Origin of the sequence: Pseudomonas sp. ICBG1301 (assembly GCF_016918385.1) — a bacterium.
Lineage (GTDB): Bacteria > Pseudomonadota > Gammaproteobacteria > Pseudomonadales > Pseudomonadaceae > Aquipseudomonas > Aquipseudomonas palleroniana.
The window spans coordinates 782,990-804,943 of the sequence record NZ_JAEKGB010000001.1 but is presented as its reverse complement, the minus strand read 5'-3'; the positions used below and the strand labels follow the sequence as shown (position 1 = coordinate 804,943).

Sequence of the window (21,954 nt, the reverse complement as noted above, 5' to 3'; positions counted from 1 at the left end):
CCAGTGCTAGGCTGTGCCCGACAAGTGCGACGAATAGTATAGAGGGCGTTGATACCCGTCAAATCTTTTTTGAAAAAAACTGATTTTATTTAAGGGGTTAGGGCAATTTGCAGACCAAGCGCCTTTGCCCTCACGTCATGGCGTGCGAGAATGCGCGCACTTTTCTTCCCCCTCTCGATGGTTAACCACGCGTAATGACTGCACAACTTATCGACGGCAAATCAATCGCCGCCAGCCTGCGCCAGCAGATCGCCAAACGCGTCACCGAGCGCAGCCAGCAAGGTCTGCGCACGCCCGGCCTCGCGGTGATCCTGGTCGGCAGCGATCCTGCCTCTCAGGTTTATGTCTCGCACAAGCGTAAAGACTGTGAAGAGGTCGGCTTTATTTCCAAGGCCTACGACCTGCCTTCCGAGACCACCCAGCAGGCACTGACCGACCTGATCGACACGCTCAACGACGACCCGGCCATCGACGGCGTCCTGCTTCAACTGCCACTGCCCGAGCATCTGGATGCCTCCAAGTTGCTCGAACGCATCCGCCCGGACAAAGACGTCGACGGTTTCCATCCTTATAACGTCGGCCGCCTCGCACAACGTATCCCGCTGCTGCGCCCCTGCACCCCCAAAGGCATCATGACCCTGCTGGAAAGCACCGGTGTCGACCTGTACGGCCTCGATGCCGTGGTCGTCGGCGCGTCCAACATCGTCGGCCGCCCAATGGCCATGGAACTGCTGCTGGCCGGTTGCACCGTGACCGTCACCCACCGTTTCACCAAGGACCTCGCCGGCCACGTCGGCCGGGCCGACCTGGTGGTGGTCGCCGCCGGTAAGCCGGGCCTGGTCAAGGGTGAGTGGATCAAGGAAGGCGCCATCGTGATCGACGTCGGCATCAACCGTCAGGAAGATGGCAAGCTGGTCGGTGATGTGGTCTACGAGACCGCCCTGCCCCGCGCCGGCTGGATCACTCCCGTGCCAGGCGGTGTCGGCCCGATGACTCGTGCCTGCTTGCTGGAAAATACGCTGTACGCAGCAGAAACCCTGCACGGCTGATAACCAGCCGTACTGAAAAAACCCCGCGTTATAGCGGGGTTTTTTATTTCCGCGGCTAAAACACTTTTTTCTTTGTTTTTAAGTACTTTCGTCCGGGTTTAGAAGAACATTCGACAGTTATTGATCCATACTCCTAAAATGTAACGGCATTTATCATAAAACCCGTTCTCGAACGGTATTTCCTTACTTTTTAGCGAGTTCACCCGCGTGAAAATTCGTCTCTCTATTGTCAGCCTATTTTTTGCATTTACAGGCACCTTCGCGCACGCAGCCGAAACCACCCAGGCCCCGCGTGATACTTCCAAACTGCAAATCGCCTCCGGCAGCGCCATGCTGGTCGACTTACAGACCAACAAAGTCATCTATTCCAGCAACCCCGACGTGGTGGTACCCATCGCCTCCGTGAGTAAATTGATGACCGGCCTGGTGGTGCTGGAAGCCAAGCAGAACATGGACGAATACATCGACATCAACATCAAGGACACGCCGGAAATGAAAGGCGTGTTCTCCCGTGTGAAAATCGGCAGCGAAATGCCGCGTAAAGAAATGCTGCTGATTGCCCTGATGTCCTCGGAAAACCGCGCAGCTGCCAGCCTGGCTCACCACTACCCGGGCGGCTACCCCGCGTTTATCGCGGCAATGAACGCCAAGGCCAAGGCGCTGGGCATGACCAGCACCCACTATGTGGAACCCACCGGCCTGTCGATTCACAACGTGTCCACCGCCCGTGACTTGAGCAAGCTGCTGGCCTATGCACGCAAGTTTCCAATGCTCAGCCAGCTCAGCACCACCAAAGAAAAGACCGTGTCGTTCCGCAAACCCAACTACACCTTGGGCTTCTCCAACACCGACCACCTGATCAACCGCGCCAACTGGGATATCAAGCTGACCAAGACTGGCTTTACCAACCAGGCCGGCCACTGCCTGGTGCTGGTGACGAGCATGGGCAACCGCCCGGTTTCATTGGTGATCCTGGACGCCTTCGGCAAATTCACCCACTTCGCAGATGCCGGTCGTATTCGCAACTGGGTCGAGACCGGCAAGAGCACGTCGGTGCCGGACGTCGCGTTGCGCTACAAGGCCGACAAAAACCTCAAGAACCGCCCGATTGCCGCAGAGGTGCGCCGCTAAGCCCCCCGGTAACCACAACCGAACTCTTGTAGTGAGCGGGCTCGCCCCGCGCTGGGTGGCGCAGCCGCCCCCAACAAGAACGCCGCGGTGTTTCAGGAATACCGAGGTGACCGGATTTGGGGCGGCTGCGCCGCCCAGCGCGGGGCAAGCCCGATCACTACAATCGCGCCTTGGGCGCGGTTTTATTTGCGCTCCGCCAGCACCTTGAGCGCCTGCGCCGCCGCCCTCTCCTGCCCAGCCTGCGCCGTGGCGTTGGCCGCATCGCGCCAGCGCTGTGCGTCCACATTGGCGGGCAACTGGCTCGGACGCTGGGTCAGGATGGCCCAGTGGCCGGCGCTCTTCCACGCTGACTCAAAGTCGCTGAAGCTCATCGACAGCCGTCGTTCCATGCCCGAGCGCAGCAACACCGTGCTCTTTTGCTGATTGAACCCCACCACCACGACATAGCGGGTGCCCGACCAGAAACTCGGGTTGAGCCGCGCCATCACCGGGTAACCCGCGGCGACCTGCGCCAGCACCGCCGTCAGTTGGCTGTCCAGCGGATACACCATCAGCCCGTATTCGCGAGCCAGCACCTGCATGTTGCGCTCAAGGTCTGCCTCCGCGCCGGGTAGATGCAGTGGCTTATCCAGCAAGCCAGGTGTCATGACAATGCCTTGTTGCGACAGCATGCTGGCCAAAGCACTGGGGCCACTCAGGTAGGCCTCGCTGCGAAAGGTCGGCACACCATTGAGTTCGACGCGCTCCGGCAGGCCCGGCAGTTTCGACGGCTGCCCGGAACACGCCGCAAGCCCCAAGGTACATGCCAGCAACAGGGTGGTTTTAACGTTCGACCGTAACCGCAATTTTTTACTCTCTTGATCAACTGCCGGTGAGGCTCCAGATCATAGGGTGCTCTGCCACGTCGGTATAGCCTTGAGTCTCAGTAAAACGCCGGGGATAGAGCAAACAAGTTGGACAGACTCGACCATTGGTCAATAGCAGGCAACCGCCCGGTAGCTAGACTGTCCATAAAGAAGTGTGTGTGTGCCCCAAGGGGCGAAAGGAGGCCAGAATGAGCCTTGCAACAACGATTTTCCTGTTGATCTGCGGTTGGCTGGCTGTCGCCAGTGCCATGTTGTGGGGCGTGATGCGCGTAACCCGTCGCCATCATCACCCCCACGTCAAACCCGCCAAGCCACCAGAGGCGTCGGCGGCACGTCACGCTTAGCCTGGCATGCAATTGAAGTCCTGGGTCGCGGCAACTTCCTTGCCGTGACGATCCTTGAGCACGGCGCGCACGGTAGTGCCGAGGCTCGACTCCACCAGGGTGTAATGCTCACCCGCCTTGAAGTGCTTGTACTCGACCCGCCCCTGGCAGTCCTGCTGATTGTCGTCGCCTGGCTCTTCTTCAAACAGGGTCACATCCAGGCGATGGTCGCCTGGCGGTACTTCAAAAAAACGCCCGTCATCCACGCGCTTGCCGTCGACGCGTTCGGCCATCAGGTCATTCGGGGCTTCTTCTTTCAAACCAATCCACGCCTCGCTTGGGTCCGCCTTGGGGATCGGGCCGGCACACGCCGACAACAGCAGCACAGCACCGAGGGCAGGAATCAAAAGCACAGGTTTAAGTGACATGGCAGGGCTCCATAGGACATGAGTAAAAAGACGCAGCGAAAAGTGTCGCGTCCGATGGATGACAAGCTTGGGGAGCAGCCCTTTGTAGAACAAATGAATACACATGAAAGGTTCTTAAGCGCTTAACTAAATGTTCCTTCATTTGGCTGAAAGGTGCGTGTTAGGTGGGTCGGGCAAGACTGCCGGGGTTTGCAATCCTGCTCCCTCGGAGGTTCACGCATGCTCGGGCTGGTAAAGACCGCACTGCAAAAGCCGTATACGTTTATCGTGTTGGCCATATTCATTTGCATCATCGGGCCGATGGCGGCCCTGCGAACCCCTACGGATGTGTTTCCCGATATCGGCATCCCCGTAGTCGCCGTGGTCTGGCAGTACAACGGCCTGTCACCGGACGCCATGGCCGGCCGGGTGATCTACACCTACGAACGCTCCCTGAGCACCACCGTCAACGACATCGAACATATCGAATCGCAATCGCTGCCCGGCATGGGCATCGTGAAAATCTTCTTCCAGCCCGGCGTGGATATCCGTACCGCCAACGCCCAGGTGACCGCTGTTTCACAAACCGTGCTCAAGCAGATGCCGCCCGGCATCACGCCGCCACTGATCCTCAACTACAGCGCCTCCACGGTACCGATCCTGCAAATGGCGTTCTCCAGCCCCAGCCTCTCGGAAGCCAAGATCCGCGACCTGGTGCAGAACAACATTCGCCTGCCTTTAAGTGCCCTGCCCGGCCTGGCCATGCCTACGCCCATGGGCGGCAAGCAGCGGCAAATCACCCTCGACCTCGACCCCCAGGCACTCGCCGCCAAAGGCCTGTCGGCGCAGGACGTGGGCAATGCCCTGGCGCTGCAAAACCAGATCATCCCGGTGGGCACCGCCAAGCTCGGCCCCAACGAATACACGATCCTGCTCAACAACAGCCCCAAGGCCATCGATGAGCTTAACGACCTGCCGATCAAGACCGTCGACGGCGCGCTGATCACCATCGGCCAAGTCGCCCACGTGCGTGACGGCTCGCCACCGCAGACCAATATCGTGCGGGTCGACGGCCACCGCGCCGTACTGATGCCGGCGCTGAAAAACGGCAGCATTTCCACCCTGTCGATCATCGACGGTATTCGCCAGATGCTGCCGCGCATCAACGAAACCCTGCCACCTTCGCTGAAGACCTCGCTGCTCGGTGACGCCTCGGTGTTCGTCAAGCAATCGGTCGGTAGCGTAGCCCAGGAAGGCATCATCGCCGCGCTGCTGACCAGTGCAATGATACTGCTGTTCCTCGGCAGTTGGCGCTCCACCCTGATCATTGCCGCCTCGATCCCCCTGGCGGTGCTGTCAGCCATCGCGCTGCTGGCTGTCAGCGGGCAAACCCTCAACGTGATGACCCTCGGCGGGTTGGCGTTGGCGGTCGGGATCCTGGTGGACGACGCCACGGTGACCATCGAGAACATCAACTGGCACCTGGAACAAGGCAAGGCGGTGAAAACCGCGATCCTCGACGGCGCCGCGCAGATCGTCGGCCCCGCATTCGTCTCGCTGCTGTGTATCTGCATCGTGTTCGTGCCGATGTTCCTGCTGAACGGGATTGCCGGCTACCTGTTCCGGCCGATGGCCCTGGCGGTGATCTTTGCCATGGCCAGCTCGTTCATCCTCTCGCGCACACTGGTGCCGACCCTGGCAATGTTCCTGCTCAAGCCACATACGCCGGAGCAAGGCGCAGGGCATCACCCCGAAGATGAGTTCATCAACCACCATGAGGGCGAGCAGCACCAGAAACCGCGCAATCGCCTGCTGCAATCGGTGCTGAATTTTCAGCAAGGCTTCGAGCGTCACTTCTCGAACATCCGCGACACCTACCACGGCCTGCTGACCTTGGCGCTGGGCAACCGCAAACGCTTTATCGCAGGTTTCCTGGTGTGCGTGCTCGCCTCGTTCCTGCTGCTGCCGAGCCTGGGCCAGGATTTCTTTCCGGCCACCGACGCCGGCGCCCTGGCCCTGCACGTACGCTTGCCGCTGGGCACGCGTATCGAAGAAAGCGCGGCGGCGTTCGACCGCATTGAAGCGCGGATTCGCGAAGTGATCCCGGCGCAAGAACTGGACACCATCGTCGACAACATCGGCATTCCGCTGAGCGGCATCGACATGGCCTACAGCAGCAGCGGCACCATCGGTCCGCAGGATGGCGACATCCAGGTCAGCCTGAAAAAGGACCATGCGCCCACCGCCGACTACGTGAAAAAACTGCGTGAAGCCTTGCCGCAGAGTTTCCCCGGCAGCCACTTCGCGTTCCTGCCGGCCGACATCAGCAGCCAGATCCTCAACTTCGGCGCTCCTGCACCACTGGATGTGAAAATCTCCGGGCGCAGCGATGCAGAAAACCGCGCCTACGCCGTGGAACTGGAACGTCGCCTGTCGCACATCCCAGGCATCGCCGACTTGCGTATCCAGCAGTCCACCGGCTACCCGTCGCTGCAAGTCAACGTCGACCGCCTGCGTGCCAATGGCCTGGGGATTACCGAGAAGGACGTGACCAACAGCATGGTCGCCTCCCTCGCGGGCAGCTCGCAAACCGCGCCGACCTTCTGGCTGAACCCGGCGAATGGCGTGTCGTACTCCATCGTCGCTGCAACGCCGCAATACCGCCTGGACAGCTTGCCGTCACTCGAAGCCCTGCCGGTCACAGGGGCTGATGGGCAGTCGCAAATCCTCGGCGGCGTGGCAACCATCTCCCGCGTGCAAAGCCCGGCGGTGGTGACTCACTACAATATCCAACCGACCCTGGACCTGTACGCCAACGTGCAAGGCCGTGACCTGGGGGGCGTGGCCCGTGACGTGCAAAAAGTGCTCGACGACACCGCCTCCATGCGCCCCAAAGGCGCGGTGATCAGCCTGCATGGGCAAATCGACGCGTTGCACGAAGCCTTCAGCGGTTTGAGCTTCGGCCTGCTCGGTGCGGTCGTGCTGATCTACCTGCTGATCGTGGTCAACTTCCAGTCGTGGGTCGACCCGTTCGTGATCATCACCGCCCTGCCGGCTGCCTTGGCGGGCATCGTGTGGATGCTGTTCCTCAGCGGCACCTCGCTGTCGGTGCCGGCGCTCACCGGCGCCATCCTGTGCATGGGCGTGGCCACCGCCAACTCGATCCTGGTGGTGAGCTTCTGCCGCGAACGCCTGGCCGAACATGGCGATGCGCTAAAGGCAGCGCTGGAAGCCGGCTACACACGCTTTCGCCCGGTGTGCATGACCGCCCTGGCGATGATCATCGGCATGTTGCCGCTGGCCCTTTCCGAAGAGCAGAACGCGCCTCTGGGCCGGGCGGTGATCGGCGGCTTGATCCTCGCCACCACTGCCACTTTGTTGTTTGTTCCCGTGGTCTTCAGCCTGGTCCACGGTCGTCACTCTACTCGCGCTGTTGCTGGAGAAACTTCACATGTCGTCTGATCACAAACCCTCGCGCAAGCGCTTGATGCTCATGGGTGTCGGCGGCCTGACTGTGGCCGCCCTGTTGGTCGCCAACGGCCTGCACGCCCGCACACTGCACGAGCAATCGGTTACCGCCTGGACGGAAACCGCCGCCATCCCACAAGTGATGGTGTTCCAACCCCAACAGAACGCCGCCGGCGATACCCTGCGTTTGCCCGCACACCTGGAAGCCTGGAGCAAGGCACCGATCCACGCCCGGGTGAGTGGCTACTTGAAGGACTGGAAAGTCGACATCGGCAGCCCGGTGAAAGCCGGCCAGGTGCTCGCCGAAATCGACAGCCCGGACCTTGATCAGCAGGTGGCACAAGCCCACGCCCGGCTGATTCAGCAACAGGCTGATGCACGCCTGGCGCAAACCACCGCCACACGCTGGCAAAACCTGCTGGCCAGCCACTCGGTGTCGCGTCAGGAGGCCGATGAAAAAACCTCCAATGCCGCCGCCGCCAAGGCCAACGCCGAAGCCGCCGCTGCCGATTACGCACGCCTGTCGGCGCTGGAGAGCTACAAGACCCTGCGCGCGCCCTTCAACGGCACCATCACCGCACGCAACACCGATATCGGCCAGTTGATCAAGGCCGATACCGACAGCGACCCGGAACTGTTCGATATCGCCGACACGCATCAGTTGCGCCTCTACGTGCCGGTGCCACAGAACTATGCGGCGGTGATCCGCCCGGGCCTTGAAGCCGAGCTGACGGTGCCCGAGCATCCCGGCGAATACTTCAAGGCGCGCCTGATCGGCGACTCCACCGCCATCGATCGCCGCTCCGGCACCCTGCTCGCCCAGTTCGTCGCCGATAACCCCAAGGGCGAGTTGCTGCCGGGTGACTATGCCGAAGCCACCCTGCCGATTCCGGCAGACACCCACGGCGTCAGCATTCCGGCCAGCGCGTTGATCTTTCGCGCCCAGGGCACCCAAGTCGCGGTGCTGGATGCGCAGAACCACGTGCACCTGCGGGACATCCACATCGGCCTCGACCTCGGCGAGCGCCTGGTCGTCGACCAAGGTTTGAAACCCGCCGACCGCGTGGTCGACAACCCACCCGACGCCCTGCGCGAAGGTGACCCGGTACAACTGGCCGATGCCTCCGGAGGTGCGCATGCGCCCAAGGCTTAAACCCCTCGCCGCATTGATGCTGCTGATGCTGCAAGGCTGCTCGATGGCCCCCGCCTACCAGGTGCCGGCGGTGGACCTGCCGGCCGGCTACCGTGAACAGACCAGCGACGGTCCGTGGCACAGCGCGCAACCGTCCGATCACCTGGCTCCCCAATGGTGGACGCTCTACCACGACTCGCGCCTCAATGACCTGCAACAACAACTGCTCAAGGCCAACCCGGACCTGGCTGCGGCGCTGGCACACTTCGATGCGTCGCAGGCCTACGCCAGCCAACTGCACGCGGGACTGTTCCCGCAGATCACCGCCAGCGCGCAAACCTTGCGTCAGCGCCAGTCGGATTCACGGCCACTGCGCGGCGCCACGCAGCCGTCGGTGTACAACAGCAATAGCGCCGGGTTTGCCCTGAGCTACGACCTGGACCTATGGGGCAAGATCCGTAATCAGGTCGCCGCCGGGGATGCCCAGGCGCAGGCGTCCGGGGACGACCTGGCGGTGGCACGCCTGAGCCTGCAACACCAGTTGGCGACCCTGTATGTGCAACTCAATGGGCTGGATGCGCAAGCGCGGATCCTCAACCGCTCGCTGGATGATTTCACCCAGGCATTGCAACTGACCCGTAGCCGCTATGAAGGTCAGATTGCTTCTGAGCTGGACCTGACCCGCGCCCAAAACCAACTGGCCGAAGCCAAGGCACAATGGGATGAAGTGCGTGGACAACGCAACCTGACCGAACATGCCATCGGCGAATTGGTCGGCGTAGCGGCCAGCGACTTCACCTTGCCGGCAAGTCAGCAACTGATCGCCTTGCCAGGAATGCCTTCACAACTGCCCAGCCAGCTGCTGCAACGTCGCCCCGACATCGCGGCGGCGGAACGCCGAGTGTTTGCCGCCAATGCCAATATTGGCGTGGCCAAGGCGGCCTGGTATCCGGATTTCAGCCTGACCGGCTTGATTGGCGGGCAGACCCAAGGCGTCGGCAACCTGCTGTCGGCCGGCAACCGTTACTGGGCGCTGGGGCCGTTGGTAAACCTGCCGATCTTTGATGGCGGCCGCTTGAGCGCCAATGAGCGCCAGGCCAAAGCCGAGTTTGAAGAAGCCTCTGCGCAATACCGCAGCCAGGTGTTGAAGGCCGTGCGGGAGGTGGAAGATAACCTGGCGCAGCTAAGGGATTTGCAACAGGAGGCACAGGATGAACAGGCGGCGGCGGATGCGGCGCAACATACGCAAACCCTGGCAATGAACAGCTACCAGGCCGGGGCCGTGAGTTATCTGGATGTGGTGACCGCACAAACCGCCGCACTGCAGGCGCAGAGAACCTTGCAGGCGGTGCAGACACGGCAGTTACAGGCGAGCGTGGGATTGGTCACGGCGTTGGGGGGTGGATGGCAACCTGATGCATGAGCTGACGACCGCTATCGGGAGCAAGCCCCCTCCCACACTGGTCCTACGACCAGACACATTATGTATGCACGCCGCAGAGCCAATGTGGGAGGGGGCTTGCTCCCGATAGCGTCCGCCTGGACACATCCTGCCAAACCCCTGCCCATCAGCCTCTCACTCTCCAATCTAGCCTCTCTAAACCCATCTAGAGAGGCCCAGGGAATGGCAGATCTACCCGCTTCACACCGCCTGCGTATCGGTCGTTTCAGCGAACCGAACCGCATCTATCTCATCACCACCAACACCCACGAACGCTTACCCCTATTCAGCGACTTCCACCTCGGCCGCCTGGTGGTCTGGCAATTTCGGCTGGCCCAATACAAAGGGCTGGCGAACTCCATGGCCTGGGTCGTCATGCCGGACCATTTCCATTGGTTGCTCGAGCTGAAAAAAGGCTCGCTGGCGGATCTGATGTGCCAGGTGAAATCCAGAAGTACGCGAACCGTCAACGGTGCGAGTGGGCGCAAGGGACGACTGTGGCAGGAAAGCTTCCATGACCGTGCGCTGCGCAAGGAGGACGACTTGGTAAAAATGGCCAGATACGTGGTGGCCAACCCGCTGCGAGCGGGGTTGGTGAAACGCATAGGTGACTATCCGCTATGGGACGCAATCTGGATATAGCGCCAAACACGGCTCAATGTGAGTCCAATGTGGAAAGGGGCTTGCTCCCGATGGACTGCGTAGCAGGCCCATTTTTGAGGCCGCTGCGCGGCCTATCGGGAGCAAGCCCCTCCCACAGGTTATCCATCGTCCGCTCTGTCGCTTATTAACTGACTGGCATTAGGGCTCACCCCCCGCCCACATTCCTCAGCTGCTTTCAGGCAGCGAGTTTGCCGCTGGCGATGGCGGCTGAAGCAGCAACCATTGCGCGCAACAAGACTGCACAGCCTGCCGCCAGATCATCCGGGGCGGCGTTTTCGATTTCGTTGTGGCTGATGCCGCCTTCACACGGCACGAAGATCATCCCTGCCGGGCCGAGTTCAGCGACGAAAATCGCGTCGTGCCCTGCCCCGCTGACGATGTCCATGTTCGACAGGCCCAGGCCATTGGCCGCGTCGCGCACAGCTTTGACGCAGCCCTGGTCGAAATACAGCGGGGGGAAATCCGCCGTAGGCTCTATCTCGAAGCTCAGGCCATGCTTGGCACAGGTCTCATCGATGACCTTGCGCACTTGGGCGATCATCGAATCCAGTCGCGCCGGCTCCAGATGGCGGAAGTCCAGGGTCATGCGTACTTCACCCGGAATGACGTTGCGCGAGCCAGGATAGGCTTGCAGGCAACCCACGGTTCCACACGCATGGGGCTGGTGCCCCAACGCCGCTGCATTCACCGCCGTCACTACCGCTGCCGCGCCGACCAAAGCATCCTTGCGCAGGTGCATCGGCGTCGGTCCCGCATGGGCTTCAACGCCGCGCAGTTTCAGGTCGAACCACTTCTGCCCCAATGCCCCGAGCACCACACCGATGGTTTTTTTCTCGTCCTCGAGAATCGGCCCTTGCTCGATATGCGCCTCGAAATACGCGCCGACTTTGTGCCCGCTGACCGGACGCGTCCCCGCGTAGCCGATCGCATTCAACGCATCGCCCACGCTGACCCCCTCCGCATCGACCCTGGCCAGGGTATCGGCCAAGGTGAATTTCTCGGCGAACACCCCGGACCCCATCATGCACGGTGGAAAACGCGAGCCTTCTTCGTTGGTCCACACCACCACTTCCAACGGGGCCTCGGTTTCCAGCTTCAGGTCATTGAGCGTGCGCAGCACTTCCACGCCCGCCAGCACGCCAAAGCACCCGTCAAACTTGCCCCCGGTGGGCTGGGTGTCGATATGGCTGCCGGTCATGACCGGTGGCAGGTTGGGATTGCGCCCGGGGCGGCGCGCGAAGATATTGCCGATGCCGTCGATGGTGACCGTGCAACCCGCCTCCTCGCACCACTGCACGAACAGATCGCGGGCCTTGCGATCGAGGTCGGTCAGGGCCAGGCGGCATACGCCGCCCTTGGGCGTGGCGCCGAGCCTGGCCAGGTCCATCAGGGACTGCCACAAACGGTCGCGGTTGATGTGCTGATGGGTGGATTGCAGAACGTCCGTCACAGCGTTCATAGGGGATCTCCTCAGGCTACATTTCTTATGGGTTGACCCGATTCCAGTCATGGAATGAGGCCAAAAATGTGGGAGCGGGCTTGCCCCCACATTTGAATTGCATTTCAACCTCTCACAACGAGGATTTGGCCGTGACCGGGCTGATGCCGCGCTTGGCATTCAGGCCGTAATACAACACACCGCCCAGTGCCGAACCGGTAAACCAGCCGTAGCTGTAGAACCAACTGAACGCGTCGCTGCCCAGCGACAGCAAGGTCAGCACCACCGGCACGCCGAAGGCGATAAAGCCACTCCAGTTCCACGCGGGGTAAATGTCGTCGCGGTACAGGCCGGCAAGGTCCAATTGCTGTTTGCGGGTGATGAAGTAGTCCACCACCATGATCCCGGCGATAGGCCCCAGCAGACTTGAATAGCCGAGCAACCAGTTGGAATAGACCGTCTCCAGGCTCACATCGGAAACAATCAGCCCGAGCTTTTTCAGCAACTCGTGGCCCATCAATGCCAGCCCCACCAAGCCAGTCAGGATCACGGCGGTGGTGCGGTTGATCAGCTTGGGCGCAATGTTCTGAAAGTCGTTGGTGGGCGAGACGATGTTCGCCGCCGTGTTGGTGGACAACGTCGCGATAATGATCAACGCCATGGCGATCGCCACCCACACCGGGCTCTGGATATGCCCGATCAGGCTCACCGGGTCGGACACGCTGACACCCACCAGCTTGACCGACGCGGCCGTCATGATCACGCCGAGGGCGGCGAACAGGAACATGGTCAGCGGCAGGCCGAAAATCTGCCCCAGGATCTGGTCCTTCTGGCTCCTGGCGTAGCGGCTGAAGTCGGGAATATTCAGCGACAACGTGGCCCAGAAACCCACCATCGCAGTGAGCCCGGCCATGAAGTAACCGGTGAGGCTCGCGCCTTCAGGGCGCTTGGGTGGGATGGCCATGAGCTCGCTGAGCGACACATTCGGCATCGCCCACACCAGCAGACCGATCCCCACCGCCACCAGCAACGGTGCCGATAGGGTTTCCAGGCGCTTGATCGACTCGGCGCCACGCAATACCACCCACAGGTTCAGGGTCCAGAAGATCATGAAGCCGATTACTTCGCCAGTGCCGCCCAGGGACTTCCAGCCCTCGAAAATCGAGCCCAGGAACAGGTGGATCGCCAGCCCGCCAAACATCGTCTGGATCCCGAACCAACCGCACGCCACCAGCGCCCGGATCAGGCACGGCACATTGGAGCCGAGAATGCCGAAGGACGAACGCAACAACACCGGAAAGGGAATGCCGTACTTCGTGCCGGGAAATGCGTTAAGGGTCAGCGGGATCAGCACCACGATATTGGCCAGCAAGATCGCCATCAGCGCCTCGCCCACCGTCAGCCCGAAGTAGGCCGTCAGTACCCCGCCCAGGGTGTAGGTCGGCACGCAGATCGACATGCCGACCCACAGCGCGGTGATGTGCCATTTGTTCCAGGTGCGTTCATGCACCTTGGTCGGTGCCATGTCGTGGTTATAGCGAGGGCTGTCGAGGACGTCGGGGCCGGCGTCGAGTTCGTACAGGCCGTTGCGTTCAATGACTTGCGATCTGTTCTGTTGCATGGCCGCTCCACGGTTTTTTCGAATTATTGTTGCTCACCCAGGGTTTGAACCTGGGTGGCCGGAGTACCGCGTTAACAACATGACATCACGGGTCCGGCCAGCCGCCATTGCACTCAATAACCGTGCCGACCGCCCACCTCGAACCCACACCGCTTATATAACGTACTGATGTTTATCAACTTTCCGATTGAGCCTCAGGCACTCGCCGCGCTACTCAGGCTAAATAACGTGGAAGTTGCCAGAACCGTCAGGACTCAATCTGGTGCAACACAATTATTTTTATTTATCGGCCCCGTCAAGAGGCATCTCTCAAGCGTCTGATTTGCAATAAGAAATGTTGCTCAATTTAAGAACCTGTCAAGTGCGTCAAAATGGTGAGACATCGCTACATTTTGGTGATTTTTATTTTTTATTCTTATAAATCAATATATTAAAGACGATATAAGCTTATAAAAAATCTTCTTGCCCAATCGAAAATCTCGGGCTAGTTTCTATTCCTGTCACCGATGACAAGAATTAACCGAGCATCGGAAAGCAGCATTACAACACTTAGAACTGGCACAAGCCGGTCAAGCCTGTGAGGAACTCGACATGTCGCTGTTGATCCGTGGCGCCACCGTTATTACCCATGATGAAAGTTACCGCGCCGATGTTTTATGCGCAGACGGTCTAATCCGGGCCATAGGGACTCAGCTGGATATTCCCGCCGGCACTGAAATACTCGACGGCAGCGGCCAATACTTGATGCCTGGCGGCATCGACCCTCATACCCATATGCAACTGCCCTTCATGGGCACCGTGGCCAGCGAAGATTTTTTCACTGGCACGGCGGCGGGCCTGGCGGGAGGCACCACCTCGATCATTGACTTTGTGATTCCCAACCCCCAGCAGTCATTGCTTGAAGCCTTTCACCAGTGGCGCGGCTGGGCACAGAAGTCCGCGGCCGACTACGGTTTTCACGTGGCGATCACCTGGTGGAGCGAGCAGGTGCGCGAGGAAATGGCCGAACTGGTCAGCCATCACGGCATCAACAGCTTCAAGCACTTCATGGCCTACAAGAACGCGATCATGGCGGCCGATGACACGCTGGTCGCCAGCTTCGAACGCTGCCTGGAACTGGGCGCGGTGCCCACTGTGCATGCGGAAAACGGCGAGCTGGTGTATCACCTGCAACGCAAGCTGATGGCCCAGGGCATCACCGGGCCGGAAGCACACCCGCTGTCGCGGCCGTCCCAGGTGGAGGGTGAAGCGGCCAGCCGCGCAATCCGTATCGCCGAGACCCTGGGCACGCCGTTGTACCTGGTGCACGTATCGACCCAGGAAGCCCTCGACGAAATCACCTACGCCCGTGGCAAGGGCCAGCCGGTGTATGGCGAGGTCCTCGCCGGCCACCTGCTGCTGGACGACAGCGTCTACCAGCACCCCGACTGGCAAACCGCCGCCGGCTACGTGATGAGCCCGCCGTTCCGCCCACGCGGGCATCAGGAGGCGCTGTGGCACGGGCTGCAATCGGGCAACCTGCACACCACCGCTACCGACCATTGCTGCTTCTGCGCCGAACAAAAAGCCGCCGGCCGTGACGACTTCAGCAAGATCCCCAACGGCACCGCCGGTATCGAAGACCGCATGGCACTGCTGTGGGATGAGGGCGTCAACAGCGGGCGCCTGTCGATGCAGGATTTCGTCGCGCTGACCTCCACCAACACCGCGAAGATCTTCAACCTCTACCCGCGCAAGGGCGCGATTCGGGTGGGTGCGGATGCCGACCTGGTGCTGTGGGACCCGCAAGGCACGCGGACCATTTCCGCCAAGACCCACCACCAGAATGTCGACTTCAACATCTTCGAAGGCAAGACCGTACGCGGTGTGCCGAGCCACACCATCAGCCAGGGCAAGCTGGTCTGGGCCGATGGCGACCTGCGCGCCGAACGCGGCGCCGGGCGGTATGTGGAGCGGCCGGCGTATCCGCCGGTGTTCGAGCAATTGAGCAAACGGGCTGAGCATTCCAGGCCGGTGGCCGTGAACCGCTGACAGCGCATTCGCGAGCAAGCCCGCTTCCACGGTCGACTGTGGGAGGGGGCTTGCTCCCGATGAGGCCAGTACAGGCAACAACAATGCCCGCCAGAGGCAACCCACAAAACCGTGAGGCCAACCCCGTGATCCAGACCCTGACCCACCTCCCCCACCCCCAAGAAGACGGCGCAACGCTGGCCAGCCATTTCAGCGACCTGGCGCCGCCCCTCAATCGCCGACAAGCCCAGCTGGAAGCCTCGCGTTGCCTGTATTGCTACGACGCGCCGTGCGTGAATGCGTGCCCCAGCGAGATCGATATCCCCTCGTTCATCCGCAATATCCACACCGATAACGTGCAGGGTGCGGCGCAGAAAATCCTCTCGGCCAACATCCTCGGCGGCAGTTGCGCCCGGGTGTGCCCCACCGAGATCCTGTGCCAGCAAGCCTGCGTGCGTAACCACGCCGAGGAATGCGCCCCGGTGCTGATCGGCCTGTTGCAACGCTACGCGATCGACAATGCGCACTTCAGCGAACACCCGTTCCAGCGCGCCGCGCCCACCGGCAAACGCATCGCGGTGGTCGGCGCCGGGCCTGCGGGGCTGGCCTGCGCCCATCGCGCCGCCTTGCACGGGCATGACGTGGTGATTTTCGAGGCGCGGGAAAAAGCCGGCGGGCTGAATGAATACGGCATCGCCAAATACAAGTTGGTGGATGACTTTGCGCAAAAGGAGTTGGATTTCCTGCTGCAGGTCGGCGGTATCGAGATTCGCCACGGCCAGCGCCTGGGGGATAACCTGACCTTGAGCGAGCTGCACCAGCAATTTGACGCGGTGTTCCTCGGCCTCGGCCTGGCCGCCAGCAAACAACTCGGTCTGCCCCACGAAGAGGCTCCCGGCCTGCTGGCCGCTACCGACTACATCCGCGAACTGCGCCAGGCCGAGGACCTCACCCAACTGCCCCTGGCCGATCGCTGCATCGTGCTCGGCGCCGGCAACACCGCCATCGACATGGCCGTGCAAATGGCCCGCCTGGGTGCCCGCGATGTGAACCTGGTGTACCGCCGTGGCCTGGCGGACATGGGCGCAACCCAGCATGAGCAGGACATTGCCAAGGCCAATCAGGTGCGCCTGCTGACCTGGGCCCAGCCCGAAGCCGTGCTGCTGGATGATCAAGGTCGTGTGCGCGGCATGCGCTTCCTGCGCACGCACATGGAAAACGGGCGTCTGCACGCGATCGGCGAAACCTTCGAATTGGCCGCCGACGCCATCTTCAAGGCCATCGGCCAGGGCTTCGACAACGCCGCCCTGCACGACCCGCTGGCCCAGCAACTGCACCGCGTCGGCGAGCGGATCTTCGTCGACGAGCAGTTGCGCACCAGTATTCCAGGCGTCTATGCCGGCGGCGATTGCGTCAGCCTCGGCCAGGACCTCACCGTGCAGGCGGTGCAACACGGCAAGCTGGCCGCCGAGGCCATGCACGCCCAACTCATGCTGAACGTGGAGGCTGCGTAATGGCCGATCTTTCGATTGTGTTCGCCGGTATCAAGGCTCCCAACCCCTTCTGGCTGGCCTCCGCACCGCCCACCGACAAAGCCTACAACGTGGTCCGCGCCTTCGAGGCCGGCTGGGGTGGCGTGGTGTGGAAAACCCTGGGGGAAGACCCGGCGGCGGTCAATGTGTCGTCACGCTACTCGGCCCACTACGGCGCCAATCGTGAAGTGCTGGGCATCAACAATATCGAGCTGATCACCGACCGCTCCCTGGAGATCAACCTGCGGGAAATCACCCAGGTCAAAAAGGACTGGCCGGACCGTGCGCTGATCGTGTCGCTGATGGTGCCCTGCGTCGAACAGTCGTGGAAAAACATCCTGCCCTTGGTGGAGGCCACCGGCTGCGACGGTATCGAGCTGAATTTCGGCTGCCCCCACGGCATGCCCGAACGCGGCATGGGCGCGGCGGTAGGCCAGGTGCCGGAGTATGTCGAGCAAGTCACGCGCTGGTGCAAGACGTACTGCTCGCTGCCGGTGATCGTCAAGCTCACGCCGAATATCACCGACATTCGTGTGGCGGCGCGGGCGGCCTATCGCGGCGGCGCGGACGCGGTCTCGCTGATCAACACCATCAACTCCATCACCAGTGTGGACCTGGAACGCATGGTCGCCCTGCCGGTGGTCGGCACCCAGAGCACCCACGGCGGGTATTGCGGTTCGGCGGTCAAGCCGATTGCCTTGAACATGGTCGCGGAAATCGCCCGTGACCCGCAGACCCAGGGCCTGCCGATCTGCGGCATTGGTGGCATCGGCAACTGGCGCGATGCCGCCGAATTCGTCGCGCTGGGGTGCGGCACGGTGCAGGTGTGCACGGCGGCGATGTTGCATGGGTTTCGGATTGTGGACGAGATGAAGGATGGGCTGTCGCGTTGGATGGACAGCCAGGGCTACACCAGCCTGCAGGATTTTTCCGGGCGGGCGGTGGGCAATACCACGGATTGGAAGTACCTGGACATCAATTACCAGGTCATCGCCAAGATCGATCAGGCGGCGTGTATCGGCTGCGGGCGTTGTCACATAGCCTGTGAAGACACCTCGCACCAGGCGATCGCGAGTGTGAAACTGGCGGATGGCACGCATCAATACAGCGTGATCGATGATGAGTGCGTGGGCTGCAACCTGTGCCAGATCACCTGCCCGGTGGCGGATTGTATCGAGATGGTGCCGATGGAGACGGGCAAGCCGTTTTTGAATTGGACGCAGGATCCGCGCAACCCTTATCGGGAGGCGGTGTAGGGTTTCAGGCCGCTATCGGGAACAAGCCCCCTCCCACAGTTGATTGCATACCTCCAGGTAAATGCGGTCAACTGTGGGAGGGGGCTTGCTCCCGATGAGGCCACCACTCACAACACAAACCTCAAGGTTCCAAGCCGATCCCCCGCAAAATCACACTGGTCACCGTCTGAATGGCCTTCTCGAACTGCATGTCCGACAACGGCTGGTGATCATTCAGAATCGTCACCTGATGATCAAAGTCCGCATAGTGCTGGGTCGATGCCCAGATCATATACAGCAGGCTCGACGGCTCCACCGGCAGGATGCGTTTGTCTTCCACCCACTGGCGAATTTTCGCTTCCTTCATCTTGGCCCAGTCGTACAGGCTTTCATCCAGCGCCTGGCCCAGGGTCGGCGCGCCGTGGATGATTTCGTTGGCCCAGACTTTCGACCCATAGGGCCGCGTGCGCGAGCGCTGCATCTTGGCGCGGATGTAGCTGCTCAACACCACACGCGGATCGTCGAAGGTTTCGAAGCTCAGGGCGTCCTGTTTCCACACGTCCAGCAGGTCGAACAGCACCGCGCTGTACAGTTCGCACTTGGTGGTGAAGTAGTAATGCAGGTTGGAGCGCGGCAATTGCACTTCTTCGGCGATGTCGGCCATGGCGGTGCTGCCATAACCTTTCACCGCGAAGACTTTTTCCGCCGCCAATAGGATTTTTTCGACGTTGACTCGACGAATTCCGATCTTGTGATTGCCCATAAGGGCTCCCTGACAACAACATGGCCTCAAGACTACCATCGGCTCCAGGGCGCGGCGACACACCACAATGAAACTTCTGACGCGAACCTTTCCCCTGGAAAACGGATTGGTTAGCATCGCTCTCCCGATCAAGGACCCAGATCATGACTATCCGACCTCGTGTCGCCACTGACGACCCCGTGCTCGGCGCACTGTGGGAACGCTCGGTACGCGCCACCCATGACTTCCTGCCAGAGGACGACATCCAACGTCTGCTGCCCCTGGTGCGCGACACCTATTTGCCCATGCCCGCCCTGGATGTGTGGGTGTATGAAGACCCGCAGGGTATCGCCGGTTTCATCGGCACCGGCGGGCATAACGTCGAGATGCTGTTTATCGAACCCGACCGCCGTGGCCAAGGCATCGGCCGGCAATTGCTCGACCACGCGCGTGCGCGCCATGACACCCTGACGGTAGACGTCAACGAACAAAACCCACAGGCCGTGGGGTTTTATCTGCACTATGGCTTCATCCAGGTCGCACGCTCGCCGCTGGATGGCGAAGGCAAACCCTTTCCCTTGTTACATATGGCTCTACCGACTTCCCCACCTGAAGGTATCGAACAATGTTGATCAAGAAAGCCCTGACCACCGTCGCCCTCCTCGCATCGCTGCTGGGCGCCTCGGCCGCGTTTGCGCATGCCCACCTCAAGAGCTCGACGCCTGCGGCCGACAGCACCGTCGCGGCGCCTGCCGACCTGCGCCTGACGTTCAGCGAAGGCGTCGAAGCCGTCTTCACCAAGGTGTCGCTGAGCAAGGACGGCACCGAAGTCGCGATCAAGGGCCTGGAAACCCCCGACGCCGACAAGAAGACCCTGGTCGTCACGCCTGCCGCACCGCTGGCCGCCGGCAACTATCGAGTAGTGTGGAACGCGGTGTCGGTCGACACGCACAAGAGCAACGGCGAATACAGCTTCAAGGTCGGCCAATAACCCATGGCGACACTGCTGGTGCTGTGCCGCTTTGTGCACTTCATCGTCGTGCTGTTGATGTTCGGGGCCTGTGCCTTCAGGCCCTGGCTGTTAGGCACTGAACGGCAACCGGCACTTGACCGGCACCTGCTGCACATCACCCGCGTGCTCGCCGGCTTGGCGCTGTGCTCCGGCGTGGCCTGGTTGTTGTTGATCACCGCCAGCATGGCCGGCAGTTGGAGCGCGGCGCTGCAACCGGCGACCGTGCAGTTGGTGCTGGGCAAAACCTTCTTTGGCCAGGTGTGGGCCTGGCATCTGTTGTTGAACCTGCTGCTGGTGATCGCGCTGATCAAACCCTGGCCGGCCTTGCGCCTGCCGTTGATCAGCCTGCTGCTGGTCACGCTGGCACCGGTGGGCCATGGCGCCATGCTCAATGGGTTGAGCGGGCAACTGCTGATCCTCAACCAGGTGGTACACCTGGTGTGCGTCGGCGCCTGGCTCGGTGGCTTATTGCTGCTGGTGTTGATCCTGAGGCACCCGCGACAGGATGCGCTGGCAACCATCCTCAAGCGCTTCAGCGGCGTGGGTTATGGCTTGGTCAGCGGGTTGCTGGTGACGGGCATGATCAATGTGCGCGTGCTCACCGGGCAGCTATGGCCCACGCCGTTGTTCAATGGCTTTGCATTGATTCTGTTGATCAAGGTGCTGCTGGTGCTGGGCATGCTGGCGCTGGCGTTGCTGAACCGCCTGCGTATCGAGCGCTGTGAGGAACGCCTGGGCAGCTTGAAGGCCAGTGTGATGCTGGAGTGGTTACTGGGCGTAGCGGCGGTGGCGGCGGTGTCCCTGCTCGGCACGCTCCCGCCGATGCTCCTCGCCGACTGAGCCCCAACTTCCGACCACCTCATCATACAACCCTCAGCACACAGAAAATCCCCTGTGGGAGGGGGCTTGCTCCCGATAGCGGTGTGTCATCCACCGCAAGCATCGTTGATAGACCGCTATCGGGAGCAAGCCCCCTCCCACAGGTCGGGTTGACAAGCTGGGGGGAGCGTAAGGATACTCGAGACAAGTCATACGACAACCTACAACAATAATGGAATCCACATGACCACAATCACCTCGCCCACACCCTTCAACCGCTTGCTGCTCACCGGCGCCGCCGGAGGCTTGGGCAAAGTCCTGCGTGAACGCCTGCGCCCCTATGCCCGGGTGTTGCGCCTGTCGGACATCGCCCCGATGGCCCCGGCCGCCGACGCGTCTGAAGAAGTGCAACCCTGTGACCTCGCCGACAAACACGCCGTGCACCCGTTGGTCGAAGGTGTCGACGCGATCCTGCATTTTGGCGGCGTGTCGGTGGAGCGCGCCTTTGAAGAGGTACTCGGCGCCAACATCTGCGGGACTTTCCACATCTACGAAGCCGCCCGCCGCCACGGCGTGAAGCGCGTGATCTTCGCCAGTTCCAACCATGTGATCGGCTTCCACAAACAAGGCGAAATCCTCGACGCCCACTCCCCTCGCCGCCCGGACAGCTACTACGGTCTGTCCAAATCCTACGGCGAAGACCTGGCCAGTTTTTACTTCGACCGTTACGGCATCGAGACCGTGAGCATCCGTATCGGCTCCTCGTTCCCCGAACCGCAAAACCGCCGGATGATGCACACCTGGCTGAGCTTCGACGACCTCACGCAACTGCTGGAACGTGCGCTCTACACCCCCAACGTCGGCCATACCGTGGTGTACGGCATGTCGGCTAACCTCGACACCTGGTGGGACAACCGCTACGCCGCGCACCTGGGCTTTGTGCCCAAGGACAGCTCCGAAGTGTTCCGCGCCCAGGTCGAAACCCTGCCACCCGTGGCTGAAAACGACCCGGCCAAGGTCTACCAAGGCGGTGCGTTTTGCGCGGCCGGCCCCTTCGGTGACTGA

General features: G+C 61.4%; 19 protein-coding genes. 14 read left to right on the top strand and 5 right to left on the bottom strand.

Annotated features, from left to right (window positions below):
* The first annotated feature begins 194 nt into the window (after positions 1-194).
* Both folD and pbpG read left to right on the top strand, forming a co-directional pair.
* The gene (gene folD / locus JBE38_RS03710) at positions 195-1,049 is read left to right on the top strand and encodes a bifunctional methylenetetrahydrofolate dehydrogenase/methenyltetrahydrofolate cyclohydrolase FolD (protein ID WP_090370085.1); all 855 of its coding nucleotides are present in this window, start codon (positions 195-197) and stop codon (positions 1,047-1,049) included.
* Positions 1,050-1,256: 207 nt separating this feature from the next.
* Positions 1,257-2,180: a D-alanyl-D-alanine endopeptidase gene (gene pbpG, locus JBE38_RS03705; RefSeq protein ID WP_060756764.1), complete on the top strand. Its 924-nt coding sequence runs from the start codon at positions 1,257-1,259 to the stop codon at positions 2,178-2,180.
* Positions 2,181-2,362: 182 nt separating this feature from the next.
* Here pbpG and JBE38_RS03700 read toward each other — a convergent pair whose 3' ends face one another.
* The gene (locus JBE38_RS03700) at positions 2,363-3,025 is read right to left on the bottom strand and encodes a peptidase C39 family protein (protein WP_104994203.1); all 663 of its coding nucleotides are present in this window, start codon (positions 3,023-3,025) and stop codon (positions 2,363-2,365) included.
* A 209-nt stretch (positions 3,026-3,234) separates the two neighbouring features.
* Here JBE38_RS03700 and JBE38_RS03695 point away from each other — a divergent pair, with 209 nt between their 5' ends.
* On the top strand, positions 3,235-3,390 hold the full coding sequence (locus JBE38_RS03695) for a hypothetical protein (protein ID WP_162843524.1): 156 nt from the start codon (positions 3,235-3,237) through the stop codon (positions 3,388-3,390).
* Here the strand turns inward: JBE38_RS03695 and JBE38_RS03690 are convergent.
* Positions 3,387-3,797 (bottom strand): PA0061/PA0062 family lipoprotein, encoded by a 411-nt coding sequence (locus JBE38_RS03690; protein ID WP_205343601.1) that lies wholly within the window; start codon positions 3,795-3,797, stop codon positions 3,387-3,389. The two genes, JBE38_RS03695 and JBE38_RS03690, sit on opposite strands and share 4 nt — an antisense overlap.
* Positions 3,798-4,016: 219 nt before the next feature.
* Here JBE38_RS03690 and JBE38_RS03685 point away from each other — a divergent pair, with 219 nt between their 5' ends.
* The 4 genes from JBE38_RS03685 to JBE38_RS03670 all read left to right on the top strand — a co-directional run bounded on the left by JBE38_RS03685 (position 4,017) and on the right by JBE38_RS03670 (position 10,459).
* Positions 4,017-7,238 carry an efflux RND transporter permease subunit gene (locus JBE38_RS03685; protein ID WP_205343600.1) on the top strand — a complete coding sequence of 1,074 codons (3,222 nt, stop codon included), beginning with the start codon at positions 4,017-4,019 and terminating at the stop codon, positions 7,236-7,238.
* The gene (locus JBE38_RS03680; protein ID WP_205343599.1) at positions 7,228-8,397 is read left to right on the top strand and encodes an efflux RND transporter periplasmic adaptor subunit; all 1,170 of its coding nucleotides are present in this window, start codon (positions 7,228-7,230) and stop codon (positions 8,395-8,397) included. Before JBE38_RS03685 ends, JBE38_RS03680 begins: the two co-directional genes overlap by 11 nt.
* The gene (locus JBE38_RS03675) at positions 8,381-9,799 is read left to right on the top strand and encodes an efflux transporter outer membrane subunit (protein WP_205343598.1); all 1,419 of its coding nucleotides are present in this window, start codon (positions 8,381-8,383) and stop codon (positions 9,797-9,799) included. Before JBE38_RS03680 ends, JBE38_RS03675 begins: the two co-directional genes overlap by 17 nt.
* Positions 9,800-10,000: 201 nt before the next feature.
* Complete coding sequence (locus JBE38_RS03670; RefSeq protein ID WP_090370075.1) at positions 10,001-10,459, top strand: REP-associated tyrosine transposase; 459 nt, start codon at positions 10,001-10,003, stop codon at positions 10,457-10,459.
* A gap of 196 nt (positions 10,460-10,655) precedes the next feature.
* Here the strand turns inward: JBE38_RS03670 and JBE38_RS03665 are convergent, their stop codons facing one another.
* Both JBE38_RS03665 and JBE38_RS03660 read right to left on the bottom strand, forming a co-directional pair.
* Positions 10,656-11,939 (bottom strand): Zn-dependent hydrolase, encoded by a 1,284-nt coding sequence (locus tag JBE38_RS03665; protein WP_205343597.1) that lies wholly within the window; start codon positions 11,937-11,939, stop codon positions 10,656-10,658.
* A 112-nt stretch (positions 11,940-12,051) separates the two neighbouring features.
* Positions 12,052-13,539, bottom strand: coding sequence for an NCS1 family nucleobase:cation symporter-1 (locus tag JBE38_RS03660; RefSeq protein WP_090370071.1), 1,488 nt, complete (start codon positions 13,537-13,539; stop codon positions 12,052-12,054).
* Between the two features lie 591 nt (positions 13,540-14,130).
* Between JBE38_RS03660 and hydA the strand changes: the two genes are divergently transcribed.
* From hydA to preA, 3 genes are all read left to right on the top strand, one after another.
* Positions 14,131-15,570, top strand: coding sequence for a dihydropyrimidinase (hydA, locus tag JBE38_RS03655; protein ID WP_205343596.1), 1,440 nt, complete (start codon positions 14,131-14,133; stop codon positions 15,568-15,570).
* A gap of 125 nt (positions 15,571-15,695) precedes the next feature.
* On the top strand, positions 15,696-17,063 hold the full coding sequence (locus tag JBE38_RS03650) for an FAD-dependent oxidoreductase (RefSeq protein WP_205343640.1): 1,368 nt from the start codon (positions 15,696-15,698) through the stop codon (positions 17,061-17,063).
* Positions 17,063-18,337 carry an NAD-dependent dihydropyrimidine dehydrogenase subunit PreA gene (gene preA / locus JBE38_RS03645; protein ID WP_205343595.1) on the top strand — a complete coding sequence of 425 codons (1,275 nt, stop codon included), beginning with the start codon at positions 17,063-17,065 and terminating at the stop codon, positions 18,335-18,337. Before JBE38_RS03650 ends, preA begins: the two co-directional genes overlap by 1 nt.
* Before the next feature lie 121 nt (positions 18,338-18,458).
* Here the strand turns inward: preA and JBE38_RS03640 are convergent, their stop codons facing one another.
* On the bottom strand, positions 18,459-19,079 hold the full coding sequence (locus JBE38_RS03640; RefSeq protein WP_205343594.1) for a TetR/AcrR family transcriptional regulator: 621 nt from the start codon (positions 19,077-19,079) through the stop codon (positions 18,459-18,461).
* Between the two features lie 143 nt (positions 19,080-19,222).
* Here JBE38_RS03640 and JBE38_RS03635 point away from each other — a divergent pair, with 143 nt between their 5' ends.
* The 4 genes from JBE38_RS03635 (at position 19,223) to JBE38_RS03620 (ending at position 21,954) form a co-directional block, all read left to right on the top strand.
* The gene (locus JBE38_RS03635) at positions 19,223-19,690 is read left to right on the top strand and encodes a GNAT family N-acetyltransferase (RefSeq protein WP_198761840.1); all 468 of its coding nucleotides are present in this window, start codon (positions 19,223-19,225) and stop codon (positions 19,688-19,690) included.
* The gene (gene copC / locus JBE38_RS03630) at positions 19,684-20,049 is read left to right on the top strand and encodes a copper homeostasis periplasmic binding protein CopC (RefSeq protein WP_060756777.1); all 366 of its coding nucleotides are present in this window, start codon (positions 19,684-19,686) and stop codon (positions 20,047-20,049) included. The genes JBE38_RS03635 and copC overlap by 7 nt, the downstream gene beginning before the upstream one ends.
* A gap of 3 nt (positions 20,050-20,052) precedes the next feature.
* On the top strand, positions 20,053-20,910 hold the full coding sequence (copD, locus tag JBE38_RS03625) for a copper homeostasis membrane protein CopD (RefSeq protein WP_126870623.1): 858 nt from the start codon (positions 20,053-20,055) through the stop codon (positions 20,908-20,910).
* 222 nt (positions 20,911-21,132) lie between these two features.
* Entirely contained in the window at positions 21,133-21,954 is an 822-nt protein-coding gene (locus JBE38_RS03620) for an NAD-dependent epimerase/dehydratase family protein (RefSeq protein WP_205343593.1), read from the top strand.